Origin of the sequence: Pseudomonas fluorescens, from assembly GCF_041354075.1 — a bacterium.
Lineage (GTDB): Bacteria > Pseudomonadota > Gammaproteobacteria > Pseudomonadales > Pseudomonadaceae > Aquipseudomonas > Aquipseudomonas fluorescens_CE.
The window spans coordinates 264135-282104 of record NZ_JARZGC010000002.1 but is presented as its reverse complement, the minus strand read 5'-3'; the positions used below and the strand labels follow the sequence as shown (position 1 = coordinate 282104).

At 62.5% G+C, this 17970-nt stretch carries 15 protein-coding genes; 5 read left to right on the top strand and 10 right to left on the bottom strand.

Features of this window, described 5'->3' with window-relative positions:
* Positions 1-7 precede the first annotated feature (7 nt).
* From QIW53_RS03555 to QIW53_RS03525, 7 genes are all read right to left on the bottom strand, one after another.
* Positions 8-1369 carry an MFS transporter gene (locus QIW53_RS03555; RefSeq protein WP_371048309.1) on the bottom strand — a complete coding sequence of 454 codons (1362 nt, stop codon included), beginning with the start codon at positions 1367-1369 and terminating at the stop codon, positions 8-10.
* A gap of 117 nt (positions 1370-1486) precedes the next feature.
* A complete protein-coding gene (locus tag QIW53_RS03550) occupies positions 1487-2290 on the bottom strand; it encodes an enoyl-CoA hydratase/isomerase family protein (RefSeq protein WP_371048308.1) in 804 nt (267 codons plus the stop codon).
* 19 nt (positions 2291-2309) lie between these two features.
* The gene (locus QIW53_RS03545) at positions 2310-3854 is read right to left on the bottom strand and encodes an AMP-binding protein (RefSeq protein ID WP_371048307.1); all 1545 of its coding nucleotides are present in this window, start codon (positions 3852-3854) and stop codon (positions 2310-2312) included.
* Positions 3854-4360, bottom strand: a complete 507-nt coding sequence (locus QIW53_RS03540; protein WP_371048306.1) for a (2Fe-2S)-binding protein — start codon at positions 4358-4360, stop codon at positions 3854-3856. Before QIW53_RS03540 ends, QIW53_RS03545 begins: the two co-directional genes overlap by 1 nt.
* Positions 4361-4362: 2 nt before the next feature.
* Positions 4363-5169, bottom strand: coding sequence for an FAD binding domain-containing protein (locus tag QIW53_RS03535; RefSeq protein WP_371048305.1), 807 nt, complete (start codon positions 5167-5169; stop codon positions 4363-4365).
* Positions 5166-8162 (bottom strand): xanthine dehydrogenase family protein molybdopterin-binding subunit, encoded by a 2997-nt coding sequence (locus QIW53_RS03530; RefSeq protein ID WP_371048304.1) that lies wholly within the window; start codon positions 8160-8162, stop codon positions 5166-5168. Before QIW53_RS03530 ends, QIW53_RS03535 begins: the two co-directional genes overlap by 4 nt.
* A 323-nt stretch (positions 8163-8485) precedes the next feature.
* Complete coding sequence (locus QIW53_RS03525; protein ID WP_371048303.1) at positions 8486-9442, bottom strand: LysR family transcriptional regulator; 957 nt, start codon at positions 9440-9442, stop codon at positions 8486-8488.
* Between the two features lie 182 nt (positions 9443-9624).
* Between QIW53_RS03525 and QIW53_RS03520 the strand changes: the two genes are divergently transcribed.
* Genes QIW53_RS03520 through QIW53_RS03500 form a run of 5 tightly spaced genes read left to right on the top strand, consistent with a single transcriptional unit; the run spans position 9625 to position 13921 of the window.
* Positions 9625-10647: an asparaginase gene (locus tag QIW53_RS03520; RefSeq protein ID WP_371048302.1), complete on the top strand. Its 1023-nt coding sequence runs from the start codon at positions 9625-9627 to the stop codon at positions 10645-10647.
* Between the two features lie 51 nt (positions 10648-10698).
* Complete coding sequence (locus QIW53_RS03515) at positions 10699-11463, top strand: amino acid ABC transporter ATP-binding protein (protein ID WP_371048301.1); 765 nt, start codon at positions 10699-10701, stop codon at positions 11461-11463.
* A gap of 38 nt (positions 11464-11501) precedes the next feature.
* Positions 11502-12344, top strand: coding sequence for a glutamate ABC transporter substrate-binding protein (locus QIW53_RS03510; RefSeq protein WP_371048300.1), 843 nt, complete (start codon positions 11502-11504; stop codon positions 12342-12344).
* A gap of 21 nt (positions 12345-12365) precedes the next feature.
* Positions 12366-12998 (top strand): amino acid ABC transporter permease, encoded by a 633-nt coding sequence (locus QIW53_RS03505; RefSeq protein WP_371048299.1) that lies wholly within the window; start codon positions 12366-12368, stop codon positions 12996-12998.
* Positions 12995-13921, top strand: a complete 927-nt coding sequence (locus tag QIW53_RS03500) for an amino acid ABC transporter permease (protein ID WP_371048298.1) — start codon at positions 12995-12997, stop codon at positions 13919-13921. The genes QIW53_RS03505 and QIW53_RS03500 overlap by 4 nt, the downstream gene beginning before the upstream one ends.
* Positions 13922-13977: 56 nt before the next feature.
* Here the strand turns inward: QIW53_RS03500 and QIW53_RS03495 are convergent, their stop codons facing one another.
* The 3 genes from QIW53_RS03495 to QIW53_RS03485 form a co-directional block, all read right to left on the bottom strand.
* On the bottom strand, positions 13978-16377 hold the full coding sequence (locus tag QIW53_RS03495) for a TonB-dependent siderophore receptor (RefSeq protein ID WP_371048297.1): 2400 nt from the start codon (positions 16375-16377) through the stop codon (positions 13978-13980).
* 128 nt (positions 16378-16505) lie between these two features.
* On the bottom strand, positions 16506-17438 hold the full coding sequence (locus QIW53_RS03490; protein ID WP_371048296.1) for a FecR family protein: 933 nt from the start codon (positions 17436-17438) through the stop codon (positions 16506-16508).
* On the bottom strand, positions 17435-17932 hold the full coding sequence (locus QIW53_RS03485; RefSeq protein ID WP_371048295.1) for a sigma-70 family RNA polymerase sigma factor: 498 nt from the start codon (positions 17930-17932) through the stop codon (positions 17435-17437). Before QIW53_RS03485 ends, QIW53_RS03490 begins: the two co-directional genes overlap by 4 nt.
* Positions 17933-17970: the final 38 nt, after the last annotated feature.

Genomic DNA, 17970 nt, shown 5'->3' with positions numbered 1-17970 from the left:
CCGGTCCTCAGTTGAAGTTGCCCTTGGTTTCGGGCACGACCAGGCTGCCCACCAGATAGATCAGCGATAGCCCGACGGCAAACATCGCCAGTACCTGGGGGATCTGCTCCGGACTGCTGCTGGCCAACGACACGAAGGTCGGCATGGTGCCGCCCAGCGCAAAGCCGATGTTCCATGACAGGCCGGTGCCGCTGGCGCGCAGCTCGGTGGTGAAGCGTTCGTTAAGGAAGATCAGGATCGGCGCGATCATCGCCCCGCCCATGAAGCCGATGCCGGAACAGTAGAGCGCCGTGCGCAGCAGGGAACCGGGGTCGGCCACATGGAGGAACATCAAGGGCAGGCTGACCAGATTGATCAGGCTCAACAGGATGAAGGTTTTCTTGCGCCCGATCAGGTCGCTCACGTAACCGAACATCAGCGAGCCTGCGATGGTGGCCAGCGAGCCGTACATCAACAGGTGCGAGGTTTGAGCGTGGGGCACCTTGGCCACCACGTTGAGCAGCGTTGGCAGGTACCCGCACGCCAGGTAGTAGGTGGCACCGCCGCCGAAGGTGATCAACAGGTTGACCAGCATGACCTTGCGATATTCGGGGCTGAACAGGCGCTTGACAGGTGACTGCGCGGGTTTGGCCACGTTGTTTTTGCGTTTTTCCTGGAGTTGACGCCAGGCCGGGGTTTCTTCGAGGAAGCGATACATGACCAGGCCGAAGACCGTGCTGATCAACCCGCAGAAGAACATGCAGCGCCAGCCCCACACATCGAACTCGGCGCCGGGGAACACTTCCGACAGCACCAGGTAGGCGAACGACGCCAGCAGGGCGCCCATACCGGCGCCCGCCCCACCGACCAGGCCCGACATCAGACCGCGATAGCGTGGAGAAATGGACTCCGTGCCGATGGTGTGCGTCGAGGCGACAATGCCGCCGACGAAAATGCCCTGCACGATCCTCAGGATGAGGAACAGAATCGGCGCGATGATACCGACCTGGGCGAGGGTGGGCAGAACACCGAACAGAGCCGTGGAAATACCGACGCCGACCATCGAGACCATCAGCGCCCGTTTGCGGCCGTACTTGTCAGCGTAGCTGCCGAAGATGGCCGAACCGAGAGGTCGGACCAGCAACGCGACGGCAAAGGAGGCGTAGACGGCGGCCAGTGACAGCGTGGGCGTATCCGACGGGAAAAACAGTCGACCGATGATCGGCGCCACGTAGAGCAGGATGAACAGATCGAACAGATCCAGTGCCCAGCCAAAGGTCGAGGCGAAGCCGGCGAGCAACGCCTTGCGCGTCGACAGATAGCCCGCAGCGGGTGCCTCGGCGGGAGAGTCGAGCGAGCGATTCGTGGTGCTGGTGTTGATGGTCGCCATGACGGTGACTCCGGTTTTTTATAGTTATCGGGGAGAAACGGGTCGTCTGTGCAGTATTGCCGGGCCGACCGCTCCCGGTGTCCGGGAGCGGCTGACCTTGAGCCGTGAAGGCCCGGGTCATTCGCCCTTGAATACCGCCGCACGCTTGCCGTGGAAGGCTTCGACGCCTTCCTTGAAGTCCAGGGAGCCGCGCAGGCGGCTGTAGCAATGGCCTTCCATTTCGATGGCCACCGTCAGCGGCGAGTTTTCGTTGTCGTTGATCAGCCGTTTGGCGGTGCGCTGTGCCAGTGGCGAGAAGCGTCGCAGTTCTTCGACCAAAGCATCGACAGTGGTTTCCAGTTCGCCGTCCGGCACACATTCGGTCGCGATTCCCCAGTCATACGCCTGTTGCCCGCTGATGCGTTTGGCACGCATGACCATGTGTTTGGTGCGAGTGATGCCGATCATTTTCTGCAAGCGGGCAGAACCGCCCGAGCCGGGAATCTGCCCCAGGTTCTGTTCTGGCAACGCGTAGCGGGTGGTTTCCGAGGCCACCCGGAAATCGCAGGCCAGGGACAACTCGAAGCCTACGCCGAAGGTGTAGCCGCGATTGGCCGCAATCACCGGTTTTTCGCAGCGTACCGGTGCGGCGACGTTCCAGGCCAGCTTGGAAACATGTTCCGGCGAAGCTTCGAGAAACCCCTTGATATCGCCGCCGCTGGAGAAGTGCTCGCCGCTGGAGCGAAGCACGATCACCCGCACCGCCGGGTGTTCGTCCAGTGCCTCGAATACTTTGCGCAGCATGTCGCGCTGGGGCATGGCAATCACATTCAATGGCGGCCTGTTGAGGATGATGTCGGCGCGTTCCCGTGCCGGGTCGACCACGACCTGAAACCCGTCGAACTCGGTGTCGAGAAACTGCTGGATCGATTGCTGTTGCATGGGGATGTCCTCTTGGGAATTAGCAGGCGGTTTTCAAGGTGTTGGCCTGGTGCTCTTCGAGCAGCACGCGGCGCAGCACCTTGCCAACCGGTGATTTCGGGATTTGATCGATGAACTGGTAATGGCGCGGGCGCTTGAACTTTGCCAACCCGGAGGCCATGCACCACGCGTCGAGTTCGGCGTCGCTGACCTCGCCACGGGGTTTGATGAAAGCGGCGATGATCTTGCCCCACTGTTCGTCAGGCAGGCCGACCACCACCACTTCTTCCACGGCGGGGTGCAATGACAGCAGGCTTTCGATTTCTACCGGACTGACGTTCTCACCACCGGTGATGATCAGGTCATCCACTCGCCCGGTGACAAACAGGTCACCGTCGGCATCGAAGTAGCCGGTGTCGCCGGTGAAGTACCAGCCATCGTGCAGCGCCTTGGCGGTGGCTTCAGGCCGGTTCAGATAGCCTTCGAACGCTTCATCGCTGGCCAGGTCGGCAATGATCTGGCCTTCTTCACCCTGACGGCTGGGCAGGTCGGGATCAGTGGTGTCGATCGCAACCACACGAATCCGCTGATTGAGCGCGCAGCGTCCGGAGGATCCCGGCTTGCGATGGGCCTGCTGGTCAATGGTGAAGGTATAAATCTCGGAGCAGCCGTAATGATTGACGAACAGTTCCGGTTCGAAGGCCTGCTCGACGCGTTGCATCAGGCCGTCGCTCATGGGCGCACCGGCAAAGCCAATCTTTTTGACAGTCGCGACCCGGTCCTTGTGAAAGCCCGGATGCTCGATGAGCATGTGATACAGGGTCGGTACCAGGTAAAGGTTGGTGACCTGCTGCTGCTCAATGGCCTGCAGCGTCGCCTCGGCATCGAAGCGTGGAACGCAGACAAATTGTCCGTCGATCAGCGCCATCGACAGCAGGGAGCGCACGCCCATGGTGTGATACAGCGGCATGACGCCGAGGGTGCATTCATCGTGCCGGTAGAGGTTTTGCGCGACATGGGCGACGGCGGCAGCCCGTTCCGCGCGGTGGCGGCGAGGTACACCCTTGGGCCGGCTGGTGGTGCCGGAGGTGTACAGCAGCAACGAGAAGTCTTCGGCCGAGGCGCGCAGGAGGGTCGACGCCGGGGCTTGAGCGGTCAACGCCTCGAAGCTCAGGTCTCGATCATCCGCGCGCGCGCCACAGGCGATACGTGGTAGCCCTGAAGCGCTGGCGCTGGCGCAGGCGGCCACGGCCGCGAGGGTGGCGTCGTCGTAGACAATGGCTTTTATCTGGGCGTCGCCAATGCAATAGGCCAGCTCATCGGCCGTGGAGCGCCAGTTGACCGGCACAACGACGATCCCTGCAAACTGGCAGGCCCAGTGCAGTGTCGCCATTTGCCAGCGATTCTGCATGGCGACCAGCAGCCGGTCGCCGCGTTTGAGTCCCAGCCCCTCCAGGCCATGGGCCGCGCACTGGATATCGGTGAACCATTGCCGGTAGGTTTTTTTCAGCGCGCCATCGCTGATTGCCACGGCGTCGGGACGACGCTCGACAGCTGCGAGGAAGCTGCGTCCGAGATCGAACATTATTGTTGTACCTCCAGGTTCTTTTGACGTTGGGTGGCCACTTCGAGAACAGCCCGGACCATGCCGGTGTACCCGGTGCAGCGGCACAGGTGGCCGGAGAGCATGTCGCGTACCTGTGTCTCGTCGGGATCGGGAACCCGGTCGAGGAAATCCACGCAGGACATGAGAATCCCCGCCGTGCAAAATCCGCATTGCAGCGCGTGATGACGGCGAAAGGCTTGTTGCAGGTCGCTGAGCTCATCGTCCTCGGCCAACGACTCCACGGTGTCGATGCGTTGCTCATGGCTTTGCACCGCGAGCATCAGGCACGAGCGCATCGCCACGCCGTCCACCAGCACGGTGCAGGCACCGCAGACGCCGTGTTCACAGCCCACATGCACACCGGTGGCACCCAGGTCGTGACGCAGGAAGTCGCACAGTTGGGTACGTGATTCGGTCGTGGCTTGACGCTCGCGACCGTTGAGTTTGACGTTCACCAGAAAAACTTGGTCGGCATTGGCGCGCATGTTCAGACTCCTTCTATGAGGCGCAGCCCCAGTTCACGAACCAGTTGCCGACGATAGGCGGCACTGGCATGCAAGTCGTCCTGGGCGTCGAGCGACCAGGCCAGTTCGTTCAAGGCGTCCTTCAGCGAGGCGCCGCGCTCCAGCCGGCGGCATTGCGGGCGATCGCCCACGCCGCCAATGCCGAGCTCGACGTGGTCATCGCCGACGGCGGCGGCCAGGGCGACCATGGCGAAGTCGCCGTGGCGCATGGCGACTTCCCGGAAGCGATAGCTGATGGCGTCCCGCTTCAGCGCAAAACGCACCTCGGACACCAGTTCATCGGGGCGTTTGGCGGTGGTGAGAATCCCCTGGAAGAAGTCCGCTGCCTGGACGCTGCGCTGGCCCTTTTTCGATTGCAGGATCACCTCACCGCCCAGGGTGACGAGGCACAGCGGCAATTCGGCGCTCGGATCGGCGTGCGCCACCGAACCACAGACGGTGCCGCGATTGCGGGTCTGGAAATGTCCGATCCAGGGCATCGCCTGCGCCAGCAAGGGCACGTCATCGGCCAGGGACGGGTGCGCCAGCAGTTGTGCCTGACGCACCGCAGCCCCGACCGCCAGGCATCCGTTGCGACGTTCGATGAAATTCAGGTCGGCGACATGGTTGATGTCGATCAGTACCTTGGGTTGGGCCAGACGCATGTTCAGCACCGCCATCAGTGACTGGCCGCCGGCGATGATCCGGGCGTCCTGCCCATATTCGGCCAACAGATCCAGCACTTCTTCGCGGTGGCTGGCCCGTACGTAGTCGAACGCGGCAGGTTTCATTGCTCACCTCCTTTGCCCAGCAGGGTGGCGAGGGTGGTTTTCAAGCGCGTCCACCAAGGGGTGTGGATGGCCTGGCCGGTGACGCGCTGGGACAGACGCGTGAAGATCTGGCCGATGATGACTTTCGAGGCCCCTTGCAACATGCGCGCGCCGACGGCGGCGACCTTGCCACTCACCGACACCTGGTAGTGATACTCAAGGCGTGTATGGCCGTTTTCCAGTTCAACGAAGCGCACTTTGGCGTGGCCCGTGGCCGACCCCATCGAGCTGCTGCCCGAGCCGGAGAGGCGTAACGAGTGCGGCGGTTCCAGCTCGCTGAGGGCGACCCTGGCCTCGAATCGGGCGCGGATCATGCCGACGCCAACGGTCACGTCGGCGGCGTAGTTGTTTTCGCTTTCCAGCTCCAGTGCATGGCAGCCCGGGATGATCGCCTTGAGGGTCTGCGGATCGAGCAAGGTGTCGAACACCTGTTGTGGCGCTGCCGGAATGATCACGCTGTCGCGGGCTTGCAGGGCGGGACCGCCGGTGATGGCTTCAGGGAAACTGTCATCCTGCTCCATGCCCGCTGGCCTGGGCGGTTCGTCAATGCCGATCATCGAACGCACCCGCGATGGCGTCAGGGGCAGGCGGATATCATCCCGGCCCAGTGCATCGGCCACTGCATTGGCGATGCACACCGGCGTGCTCATGTTGTTGCCTTCACCGACGCCTTTGGCCCCCAGGGGCGTGAAAGGCGAGGGGGTTTCCATGTGCAGGATCACGGGCTCGATGACCTCCGGTGCGGTGGGCACCAGGTAGTCGGCAAAGGTGCCACTGAGAAAGCTGCCGTCCGCGCCATAGGCAAATTCCTCCATCAACGCGGCGCCCAATCCCTGGGTGAAGCCGCCGCGAATCTGCCCGTCCACCAGGTCGGGATTGATCAGGCGTCCCGCATCGTGGCAGGTGACATAGCGCTCGATATGAATGGCGCCCGTGACCGGATCGATCTCCAGCGCGCAGATATCGAACACGAAGCCGTAGCACAGGGAGCTGTTGACCCGATCAGTATCGTCTGGAGCCGTCAGTTGCGGCGGTGACCAGAACGCGGTTTCGCGCATGCCACCGGATTCACCCTCGGGCAGCAGCCCGGGCGCCCAGTGCGCGGCACCTGCGATCCGGTGAAACGGCGCCGAGGGGCCGTCGACGGTGAAGATCTTTCCACCGGCAAATCGCACATCGCTGGCCTCGACGTTCAGTTGAGTCGCCGCCAGATTGGCCAGTCGGTCGCGTATCTTGATGGCCGCCTGATAGACCACGCCTGCAACGGCGCCGGCGAAACGGCTGGAATAGTTGCCCGAGGCGATCGACCAGGCGTCCTTCTGGGTGTCGAGTTCGACATTGACGATGATGGATTCCAGCGTCACGCCCAGCACCGAAGCGACCACCTGCGCCACCGCTGTCTGATGGCCTTGCCCCTGGGGCGTTGACGACACATGGACGGTAACGTCACCCAGTGGCCCGACCGTGACGGTGGCGGTGCTCACTGCGCCGTTCTTGGGGCCCGCCTTGGCGCGTTCATCCACGCTCATGGCGGTGGTGATGTATCCCATGTTGGAAATCGAAGGTTCAACCACGGCGGCAAAACCGATGCCGTAGAGACGGCCTTCTGCTCGCGCTTGCTCGCGACGCTGTATCAATTGCCCCAGCCCCCCCTCGTTGACCGCCAGCGCAATGCCTGCCTGGTAATTGCCGGAGTCGAGCAGGGCACCGGCGGCCGCCCGGTAGGGAAAGGCGTCCGCGGGGACAAGATTGCGCCGAATGACTTCCAGCGGATCGAGTTGCAGCTTGACGGCGATGTGCTGCATCAGCCGTTCCAGCGCGTAATACACCTGGGGCCCGCCAAATCCCCGGTTGAGGCCGGTTGGCGTCTTGTTGGTCAGCACCACGCGGTTGCGCACCTGCAGATTGCGAATCCCGTAGGCGCCGGTCAGGTTGCCGTGCATGCGATAGAAGGTCGCCGGTTCCGGAGCGCGCAGGTAGGCGCCGCAATCGTCGATCTGGTCATATCGCAGGGCTGTCACCCGGCCGTCGGGGTCCACGGCCGCTTCGATCTCGGTGACGCGATTGGTCGCCGATGACGCGCCCTGCAAATGTTCCAGGCGGTCTTCGACCCACTTCACCGGGGCGCCCACCTTGCGAGCGGCCAGGCCCATCATCACCACGTAAGGGAAGACGCCCTGCTTGATCCCGAAACTGCCGCCGGAGTCCTTCGGCGTGCGCAGCCGCAGGCGATTGCCAGGGACGTTCAAGGCGCGCGCCATGACCGTGTGCAAGGCGTAGGGGCCCTGGAAGTTGGCCATGACGTCGTACACGCCCGTGGTGCGTTCGAACTGGGCGAGCACCACATAACACTCGATGGGCGTGCAGGAACTGCGTGGGTACTGAACGTTGAGCGAGATGCGATGCGCGGCGGACTCGAAGGCCTGCTCAGGCTCGCCATAACGGAAATGACGTTCGTTGACCACGTTGCTGCCGACTGCCTCGTGCAGCACTGGCGCCTCTTCGCCGGTTGCCGCCAGCGGGTCGATGATCGGCGGCAGCGGTTCATAGACGACGCGCACCGCTTCAATGGCATCCTCGGCCAGGTAACGGTTTTCGGCGATGACCACCGCCACCGGTTCTCCGACGTAACGCACCTTGTCGACCGCGACGCACCAGTGCTCCATGGGTTGGCGCACGCCGACCGGAAACGGCAGTGCCCAACGTTTGACATCCTCACCGACGAGAACGCCGTGCACACCTCGCAGGGTCAGGGCTTTGGCGAAGTCGATGGAGGTGATGCGTGCGTGGGCATGAGGTGAGCGAACGATAGCCGCGTGCAGCGTGCCGGGCGGGATGGCCGCATCGTCGGCATAGCGGCCCAGGCCCCGCAACAGGGCGGCGTCCTCGACCCGCGCCTGGCGTGTGCCAATATGGCCGGTGCTGGCTGGGGTATCGGGCAGATGACTGTTCATGTTCTCGGCTCTTGTTGTAGGCATCGCGCTATGCCGGCGATTGCTTTGGAACCGAGTGTGAGAGAAGGGCGCAGGCATTGCCTTGCCCTGGCGGATGAAGTTCTGCGCTGGAGTCGGACAATTTGCCCTGGAGTCTGATTGTCAGTCCGTTGCCAGTCTCAATTCACTTTTGTGGGAGCGGGCTTGTTCCGGGCGGCGGTCCGACGATGGCGGGGTGTCAGGCTCCACAGAGGTCGGATGTGCCGGCCTCATCGCTGGCAAGCCAGCTCCCACAGTGATTTGTGGTGTGTTCGGTGCACCACAAGCGTTTGTAATGCGCTCGCTCACAAACGATGCTTGAACAGTTCTGCGGGCAGTTCACCAATGCCCTTGAGTCGCTCTTCGAGAAAATCGCGCAGCACCCTGACTTTTGTCGAGTAACGGCGATTGGGCAGGTAAGCCATGTAGATCTGGTTCCCGGTCAGCGAATTAACAAATCGATAGTCCGGCAGGACGATCTGCAATTCGCCGTTCAATAGTAAATCCCGCACCAGCCAGATCTCGAACTCGGCAACACCCAGCCCGCCGCAGACAGCTTCGAGCAGCAGTTCCGAGTTGTCCGATTGCAGATTGCCCTTGGGGAAAATCGAGTGCTTGACCTCGTCCTTGGTGAAGTACCAGTGGGGGTCGCTGTCGGGGTGCAGGTAGATCAGGCAATTGTGCGAACTGAGCTCGGCCGGGGTGGCGGGGTGTCCATTGCGCGCGAGGTAGTCCGGGGTGGCGCACAGCAATGAGTCGTTGCGACAGATCGGGTAGGCGACGAGGTTTTCCAGATGGTTTTCGCCTTCATGGATATCCAGATCGAAGCCGCCCACGATCATGTCGTTGTGGTTATCGGTCAACCGCAGGTCCATCTGGATGCCCGGGTACATTTTCAGAAAAGGCGCGATCAGCGGTGCGAGAAAGCGTCTGCCGAATGCCACCGGCGACACCAGTTTCAACGGGCCGCTGGGTGCAAGGTTGAGGTCGCTGACGACACGCAAGGTGTCGTCCAGGTCCGCGATCATCGACAAGGCCCGGGCGTGATAGATCTGGCCGGCCTCGGTCAGGGCGACGATGTGCGTAGTGCGGTGCAGCAAGATCGTGTCCAGGGACTTTTCCAGCGTCGAGATCATGCGGGTCAGGGTGGAAGGGGAGACGTGCATCTCCCGGGCGGCCGCAGAGAAGGTGCCCAATTCGACCACTTTGACCAGGGCTCTCATCACGCCAAGGTGATCGATACGTACGGTTTCAGATGTCATGTTGGAAGTGGTTGCCTTTGCGCTGTATGCAAAACCGAATTCTGTTTCACGATATTCCATCAGTATTTGGCTGAATATAGACTCAATTTCGATCGAAGTGCGCACGTCGTTCATCCAACCGACCACGTATTCGCCCGAAGGGATGTGCTTCCTGAGGCGAGCTTTGGAGTATCGAGATCACCATGGATTTTCCCGCACACGTTCCATTGGCCATTGCGACCCGAAACGAACACGTGGAACGCATCCACTGGGGATCGGTGGCTGTCGTTGACAACGAAGGGGTGTTGCTGGCCTATGCCGGCGATCCCGGTTCGATGATGTTTTCCCGCTCGACGCTCAAGCCGTTCCAGGCCATTCCATTCGTCCGTGACGGCGGGATCGAGCACTTCGGCTTTTCCGATGAGCAAGTGGCGATCATGTGCGCCAGTCACTCGGGCGAAACCTCGCACGTGAACGCCGTGAGCGGCATGCTGGAGAAAACCCGGCAGGAGGTTGACCACTTGGGCTGCGGCTGCCACCTGCCGGACTTCTACTCCGTGGACAACCTGCCGCCCCAGGGCTTTCAGTACGATCAGCGCCACCACAACTGTTCCGGCAAGCACAGCGGTTTTCTCGCCTACTGCCGGCTGCATGGTCTACCCAGCCAGAGCTATCTGTCCCCCGAGCACGAACTGCAGCGCGACATTCTGCGCGTAGTCGCCGCAATGACCGGGGTGGCGCCCACCCAGCTGTGGACCGGCATCGATGGCTGCAATGCGCCGAACCTGGGCATGCCGTTGTCGCGCCTTGCGCTGTTGTGGGCGCGCCTCGCCAGTGGCGATGGCGGGGGCGATGCGAGCCTCGATCCGGTCTTGACGCGCCTGTTCGATGCCATGCGCAGCCACCCGCACATGGTCTCGGGGACCGGTCGCGCCGACCTCGGCATCACGCTGGCTTCGAACGGCGACTGGGTGGCGAAGACCGGCGCCGACGGCGTGCAGACGGTCGGCATCCGCAGCCGTGGCCTGGGTGTGGCGGTCAAGGTGAGCGACGGCGATTTCCCCAGCGTGTTTGCCGTGACCATTGCTGTGCTCAAGCAATTGGGTGTGCTGGAAGAAGGCAGTGATGATCCACTTCTGGCACCCTGGGCCGACCCCGTGCTCAAGAGTTACAACGGCTCGCGTGCCGGGCAGTTGAAAGCCACGGTGCAGTTGAAGTTCGTCTAGTTCGCCGTGCCTGTCGGGTACGGGTCAACTCTATAGGGGCAGATAGAAACCATGCAATCGGCTCAATCATTGAATCAACAAACGCCTGCCATTTCATTGCGTGCCGTCAACAAATTCTTCGGCAGCCAGCAAGTGCTGTTCGACGTCGACCTGGAGGTGCAGCCCGGTGAGGTGGTGGTGATCATCGGTCCGTCCGGCTCTGGCAAATCGACCCTGTGCCGGTGCATCAATCGCCTGGAAACCATCACCAACGGCGATATCTTCCTGCATGGCGAGCGCCTGCCGGAAGAGGGTGGGGCACTGGCGAAGATGCGTGCCAAGGTCGGGATGGTCTTCCAGAGTTTCAACCTGTTTTCCCATCGCACGGCGTTGCAGAACGTCGCGATGGGGCCTAGAAAAGTCCTCGGCATGCGCGGCGCGGAGGCCGATGCCTGGGCCCTGCAACTGCTTGAGCAGGTCGGCCTGGGCCACAAGGGCAAGTCCTACCCGGCTGAACTCTCTGGCGGTCAGCAGCAGCGCGTGGCCCTGGCCCGGTCGCTGGCGATGAAGCCCAGCGTGATGCTGTTCGACGAGCCCACCTCGGCCCTTGATCCAGAAATGGTCAACGAGGTGCTCAAGGTCATGGTCGACCTGGCCCGCACCGGGATGACCATGGTCGTGGTCACCCATGAGATGGGCTTCGCGCGTTCCGCTGCCGACCGCATCATTTTCATGGATGCCGGTCGGATCGTCGAAAGCGCTCCACCCGAGACATTCTTCAGTGCCCCTCGCTCGGAGCGCGCCCGCGAATTTCTGTCCAAGGTCCTTGCACACTGATTCAATCAATAACATCACAAGAACAAGAGATGACAACCATGCGTACACATCGAATCGTTTCCCTCGGCGTCTCCCTCCTGGCTTCCTGCATGTTCGCCTCCTTCGTCTCGGCCTCTACCGCCGAGTCGTTCCCGGCCGATTCGACCATGGCCAAGGTCCAGAAGCGCGGCAAACTGGTGGTGGGCAGCTCGCTCAATACCCTGATGTTTTCGTCGCGCAACCCCATGACCGGTGAGGTCGAAGGGTTCGAGGCTGACTTGGCGCGCATGCTCGCGAAGAAGCTCACCGGGTCCGAAGACAACATCGAATGGGTCAGCACCACGCCGGAAAACCGCATCCCGCTGGTCGAGAACAAGCGTGTCGACATGGTCATCGCCACCATGACCGTGACCGACGAGCGCAAGAAGGTCATCGGCTTTGCGGGCCCGTATTACCTGGCCGGGCAGGACTCGCTGGTGCGCGCCGACGATCAGTCGATCACCAAGACCGCCGACCTCAATGGCAAGACGGTGTGCGTCCTCAGCGGCACCACCGTGGAGCGCAACCTCAAGCCGCTCGCGCCGACAGCGAAGATTGTCACGTTCAGCGATGCCTCGGCCTGCGTCGAGGGACTGATCGACAAACGTTTCGACGCCTATGTCGACGACGGTGCGACGCTGGTGGGCGAGTCGATGCGTCAGCCGGGCAAGCTGCGTGTGGTGGGCACGCCCTTCACCGAAGAGCCGTACGGCATTGCCGTCATCAAGGAAGACACCGCCTGGCGTGACTGGCTCAACCAGCAACTGAGCACCGCGATCAAGGACGGCCAGTGGAAGGAAATGTACAGCAGGGACCTGCAGGAAGGTCTCGGTGCACCCCAGGTGCCGGTCATCGAACAGTAACGCTCGGCTGAGGCGAACCTGATGTCGTATATCGAACGCTTTCTGGGCGGTATTGGGGTCAGCATCCAGTTGACCCTGCTGTCCTTCGCCATTGCGATCGTTCTCGGACTGCTCCTGGCAATCATGAGGGTGAGCCCCTGGCCACCCTTTCGCTGGTTTGCCAGCAGTTACGTGGAACTGATGCGCATGATGCCGCTGCTGGCGTTGTTGCTGCTGTTCACTTTCGGCCTGCCGAAGCTCGGCTTCATGTATTCGCTGTTCACCTCCACGGTCCTGGTCCTGGGGTTGTACAGCGCGGCGTGGATCTGTGAGGTGGTGCGGGCCGGCATCAATACCGTGCCCGTGGGGCAGATCGAAGCGGCACGCAGCATCGGCATGCGCTTCGACCAGATACTGGGCGAAGTGGTCTTGCCACAGGCCGTGCAGTCGGTGATTGCGCCCCTGGGCAACCTGTTCATCATTCAGATCAAGGCGTCGGCCATCGGCGCGGCGATCGGGGTGGCGGACATTACCTACACCGCGCAGAAGATCAACTTTGACACGGCCCTGGCGGTGCCGACGTTTCTCGGGGCCATGGCGGCCTATTTCCTGCTGACTCTTCCTGCGGGGCTGTTCTTCCGCTTCCTTGAGCAAAAAGTGGCGGTGCTGCGATGAGTGCGGATAACCTGCTTTACGAGCCGCCGGGACCGATTGCCAGGCGGCGTAACCGGATCATTTCGGTGGTGGGCGTGTTCCTGCTGTTCGGCTTTGCGTATGCGGTCGGGCATCGCCTGGAAGCGAGTGGTCAGTTCGATGCCCATCGCTGGAAAATCTTCCTGCATCCCGGCACCTTGAAGTTCCTGTTTGACGGCCTGATGGCCACCTTGCTGGCGGCAGTGATCAGTACGGTGCTGGCCTTCAGCCTTGCGGTGCCCTTGGCGCTGGCACGGTTGTCGAACCGGTTCTGGGTGCGCACGCTGGCGGCGGGTTACATCGGTTGTTTCCGAGCGGTCCCCCTGCTGTTGCTGATCCTGTTTACGGTCATCCTGCTGCCTTCAATAGGGTTGCACTGGTCGGCACTGGGCTACCTGATCTTCGGCATGGTGCTGCACCACAGCGCGATGACTGCGGAGATTGTGCGAGCAGGCATTCTTTCGCTGGGGCGCGGGCAGAAGGAAGCGGCGCTGTCCATTGGCATGCGCGATCATCAGGCGATGGTGTGGGTGGTATTGCCCCAGGCGCTGAAGCTGATGTTGCCAGCCCTGGTCAGTGCCGTTCTGGCGATCGTCCAGGACACGTCGTTGGGGTACATCATTCCGTACGAAGAGTTGTTGCGTCGTTCACAGCAGATATCCAGCTTCGCACCGCAGTCGCTGCTGCAATCGGCGTTCATCGTCACCGTGATGTACGGGTTTGTCAGCGCACTGTTGTTGGCGTTGCGGCGCTGGATCGAACGTCGTCAGGCCTATGATTCGCGCAGCCGGAAAAAGCAGGCGCAGGTCACGGAGGTCAATCTCGGCGGGGCGGTTGAGGTGACACCGGCGATGCAGTCGGTGTTGCGCCCGACCTCCGAACGGGGACCGGGCAGGAATCAATAGCCTGCTGTGTCAGTGATGGAAGAACCCTGTAAGGGGTTCTCCCATTGCACAGTGCTTCAGAAGCTGTATTTCAGCCCCAGCGATGCATTGCGCGGCGTGCCGTAGTAGCTGCTGCCGGCGGTGCTGGTGTAATACGATTTGTCGAAAACGTTGTTCAGATTGACGGTGGCGCTCAACTGGCGGGTGATCGGATACCGTGCCATCAGGTCGACCACGGCGTAGTCGTCCTGGGTGAAGCGCACGCGATTCAAACCCTGGTTGTTGCTGTAGATCCTGCTCTGCCAGTTGGCGCCGGCGCCGACGGTCAACCCGTTGCCGATATCGCGCAGGGTGTAGGTGGTGAACAGCTTGAAGGTGTTCTGCGGCACGTTGGTGTTGAGCTTCTTGCCCTCGGCGTCCTGCACGATGTTGCGGCTGAAGCTGGCGCTGGCCTGCCAGTCGGTGGCCAGTTCGCCGCTCAGTTCCACTTCGAACCCACGGGTCTTGGTGCCGGATTCGGCGCGATAGGCGAAGCCGCCGCCGGTGACCGGAACGTTGGGCTCGATCAGTACGGCCAGGTTGTCCTGCTTGACTTCGTACACCGCCAGACCGAAGTTCAGGCGGTCGTCGAAGAACGACGCCTTGCTGCCCAGCTCGTAGCCTTCGCCTTCCAGTGGGTCGATGTATTGGCCGTTGATGTCCTTGTTGCTCTGGGGTTTGAAGATGCTCGTGTAGCTGGCGTACACCGACCAGTTCTGATCGAGGTCATAGAGCACGCCGGCAAATGGCGTGACCACTCCGGTCTCGCTGCGGTGTTCGTCGGTGTCTGGCGAGCCGTCGTAGTATTCGGTCTTGACGGTGTTTTTCCAGTCGTTGACCCGGGCGCCGAGGATCAGCGACAGGTCGTTGCTCAGGCGCAGGCGCGTGCTGCCGTAGGTCGCCGCCTGATCTTCCTTGTGGTCCGCGCGCCCGGTGGCCGGCATGGGCGGCATGCCCGGGAAGTCGCCGTTCCACTCATAGATGTTGGCGATGGCACCGCTCCACCCGTCGAAGCGCCACAGGGGGAAATTGCTGGAGCGATATTGGGTGTGCTGGCGCGTGTAGCCCAGCACGGCATCATGCTCCAGGCCCCACAGGTCGAAGCTGCCGGAGAGGTTGAAGTCGGCACTGGTTTGCACCGGTTTGGCAGCCCAGCGCCCGGCCCACAGGTTGACGCCGGCCCCGGTGGCCGGGTCGGGGTTGCCACCGGCGGCGTAGCCGAGCACCTCGTCGTATTCGTAACGGTCGCGGTTGAGCGTCAGTTTGGCTTTCCAGCGCTCCGTGAGATTGTGCTCGAGCGTGGCGAAGCCGCTGGTGAAATGGCGGTTGGAATAGGCCCAGCTGGCCGCCGCCGAATCCGAGCGGGACCATTTGGCACGCGTGCCGTCGCTGTTGAACAGCGGGCGGCCGCCACGGGCGTGGTCGTCGGCGTCGTGGGTCTGGGAGTCCATGCCGAAGCTCAGCAGCGTGTCGGGCGTGAGGTCGGCTTCGATGATTGCGTAGAACACCTTCTTGCGCTCGTTGAAGCGGTCGATGTACGACTCGTTGTCCTGATAGGCGCCGACCACTCGGCCCCGCAGGGTGCCGCTGTCGTTCAGGGGGCCGCTGACGTCGACTTCATCGCGTCGGTAGTTCCAGGAGCCTGCGGCCACCGATACGCTGCTCTGGAAGTCGGCGGTGGGGCGCTTGCGGATCAGGTTGACCGTGGCGCCCGGTGTGCCTGTGCCGTTGGTCAGACCGGTGGCACCACGGATGATCTCGACACGGTCGTACAACGCCATGTCGCTGCTCTGCGCGACGGAGTTGTAACCGCTGTCCAGACGCTGCAAGCCATCGACCTGATAGTTCTCCACCACGAAACCGCGCGAGTAGATCAGGCTGGAGTCCGAGCCGGCGTTGCCCCCCTGATTGACGCTCAGGCCCGGCGCCTGCTTGACCACGTCCAGCAACTGGGTGAGGTTTTGGTCTTCCATGCGCTGGTGGGTCATGACGCTGACCGACTGGGGTGTCTCGCGAATCGACAGCGGCAGTTTGGTGGCGGTGGCCGTCGACCCGGTGGTGTAGGAACCGGTGTTTTCCGTGGTGGCCCCGAGCGCGAAGCCGTTGATGTTGGTGGCGCCCAGCTCCATTGCAGTGCTGCCGGTTTCCAGCACGATCAGCGTATTGCCGCTTTGCTGGTACGTCAGTCCGCTGCCCGCGAGCAGGCGCAGGAGTGCGCCTTGCGCGTCCATCGTGCCGCTGACGGCCGGTGCCTGGCGGCCCTGGACCAGGCGGCTGTCGACCGCAATCGTCACGCCCGCGACCTCGCCCAACTGCCGCAGGGAAACGGCCAGTGGTTGGGCGGGCAGGTCAATATTTACAGGGGCGGCGAGGGTATGGGTTGCCAATGTCATGGCCACGACGGCCGACAGGGCGCGCAGCGTTACTTGCATGTGCATGCACATCATCCTTCTTGTGTTGGATAGCTCCTTTCTCTAACGCTCGAAGCCGGGTTTACCCTGATGTTGTGATTGCGAATTATTTGCGGCTGCGACGAACGGTCGCTATTGCCCGATGTTCGTGGAGACTAAAGGGGCTGAATGACCGTGGTGCCCGATTCTTCGCGAAGACGAACCGGCAACACCTTGGGAAGCGATTGGAGGAAGCCGTCGATATCGCTCAGTTGCACCACGGCACTGAGGCGCGGGCTCTTGCCGTTGGCGGCACGCACCGGGGCCTGGCGATACCGCGACAGGGTGGCGGCGACCTCGGTCAGGTCGGCTTGATCGAACACCAGGCTGCCGTCCTGGAAACTGAAGGCATCGCCGGCGGCACGGGACAGGCGTCGCAGGCGTCCGTCAGCGCTGACCTCCGCAACATGTCCGGCCTCCAGCACCAGGCGCTCGCCCGCACGGGAGAGGCTGTCGACCTGCACCGTGCCATGATCGACACTGATGCGCAGCCGGTCAGGCAGGCGGTTGACCACGAAACGCGTGCCCAGCACGCGAACCCGGGCCAGGCCACTGTCGATCACGAAGGGGCGTTCGGGCTGGCGCGCCACGGAGAAGATCGCCTCACCGCGCAGCAGTTCGACCTGGCGCAGCGTGTTGTCGAAGCGCAGGTGCAGGTGGGTATCGGCATCGAGCGACAGTTCGCTGCCGTCACGCAGGTGCTGCACCTGTCGTTCGCCGATGCGGGTGTGCAGATCGAGCTCCAGAGGGCCGTAACGGTGAGCGTGCCAGCCGAACAGGCCGCTCAACACCAGCAACACGACGAGCCCGCCGCTCTGTATCAGGCGGCGACGCTGGCGCCGACGATCCTGTTCCATTGCCTGGGCCAGTGCCTCGATGTGTCGCACCGAAGCGAAATCGCCCCACAGCTCGGCCAGTTCACGATACTCGGTCAGGTGCAGCGGGTTTTCGGCCAACCAGGCCTCGAACTGCGGGCGTTCCGGGTGGTCGTCGGCGCCGTTGTAAAGGCGCGCGAACCACAGCGCCGCCTGTTCGCGGGCGGTGCTCATCGACGCAGCAATTCGCGGGCGTTGCGCATGTCGACCAGGGCCCTGGCCATGTGGCGTTCGACCATGTTCACGCTGATGTCCAACTGCTCGGCGATTTCTTTCTGCGAGCAGCCCTCGATGCGCGCCAGCCAGAAGACCTCGCGGCAGCGCGCAGGCAGGCAGTCGAGAATACGTTGCAGGGCGGTCAGCCGTTGCTGGATGTCCAGCAAGTGTTCGGCGGACGGGGCAAAGAGCGTGTCATCGTTTTGTTCGTGGTAATCGGGCAGGGGCTGGAAACGGGCGTTGCGGCGGAAATGGTCGATCAACACCGACTGGGCCACCTGCCTGAGGTAGGCGTTGGGCTGCGTCACCGGCTGAGCAGGGCGGGCGAGGGCGAAACGGACAAGCGCGTCGTGCAACACGTCATAGGCGCGCTGCACGCAACGGGTTTGCCGGCTGAGACTGAGCAACAGATCGCTGTAGGCCCAGCGCAGGTCGATGTCCTGCCAGTTCAACGACGGGGTCCGGGGAGCAACGCGATGAAGGAGACAAA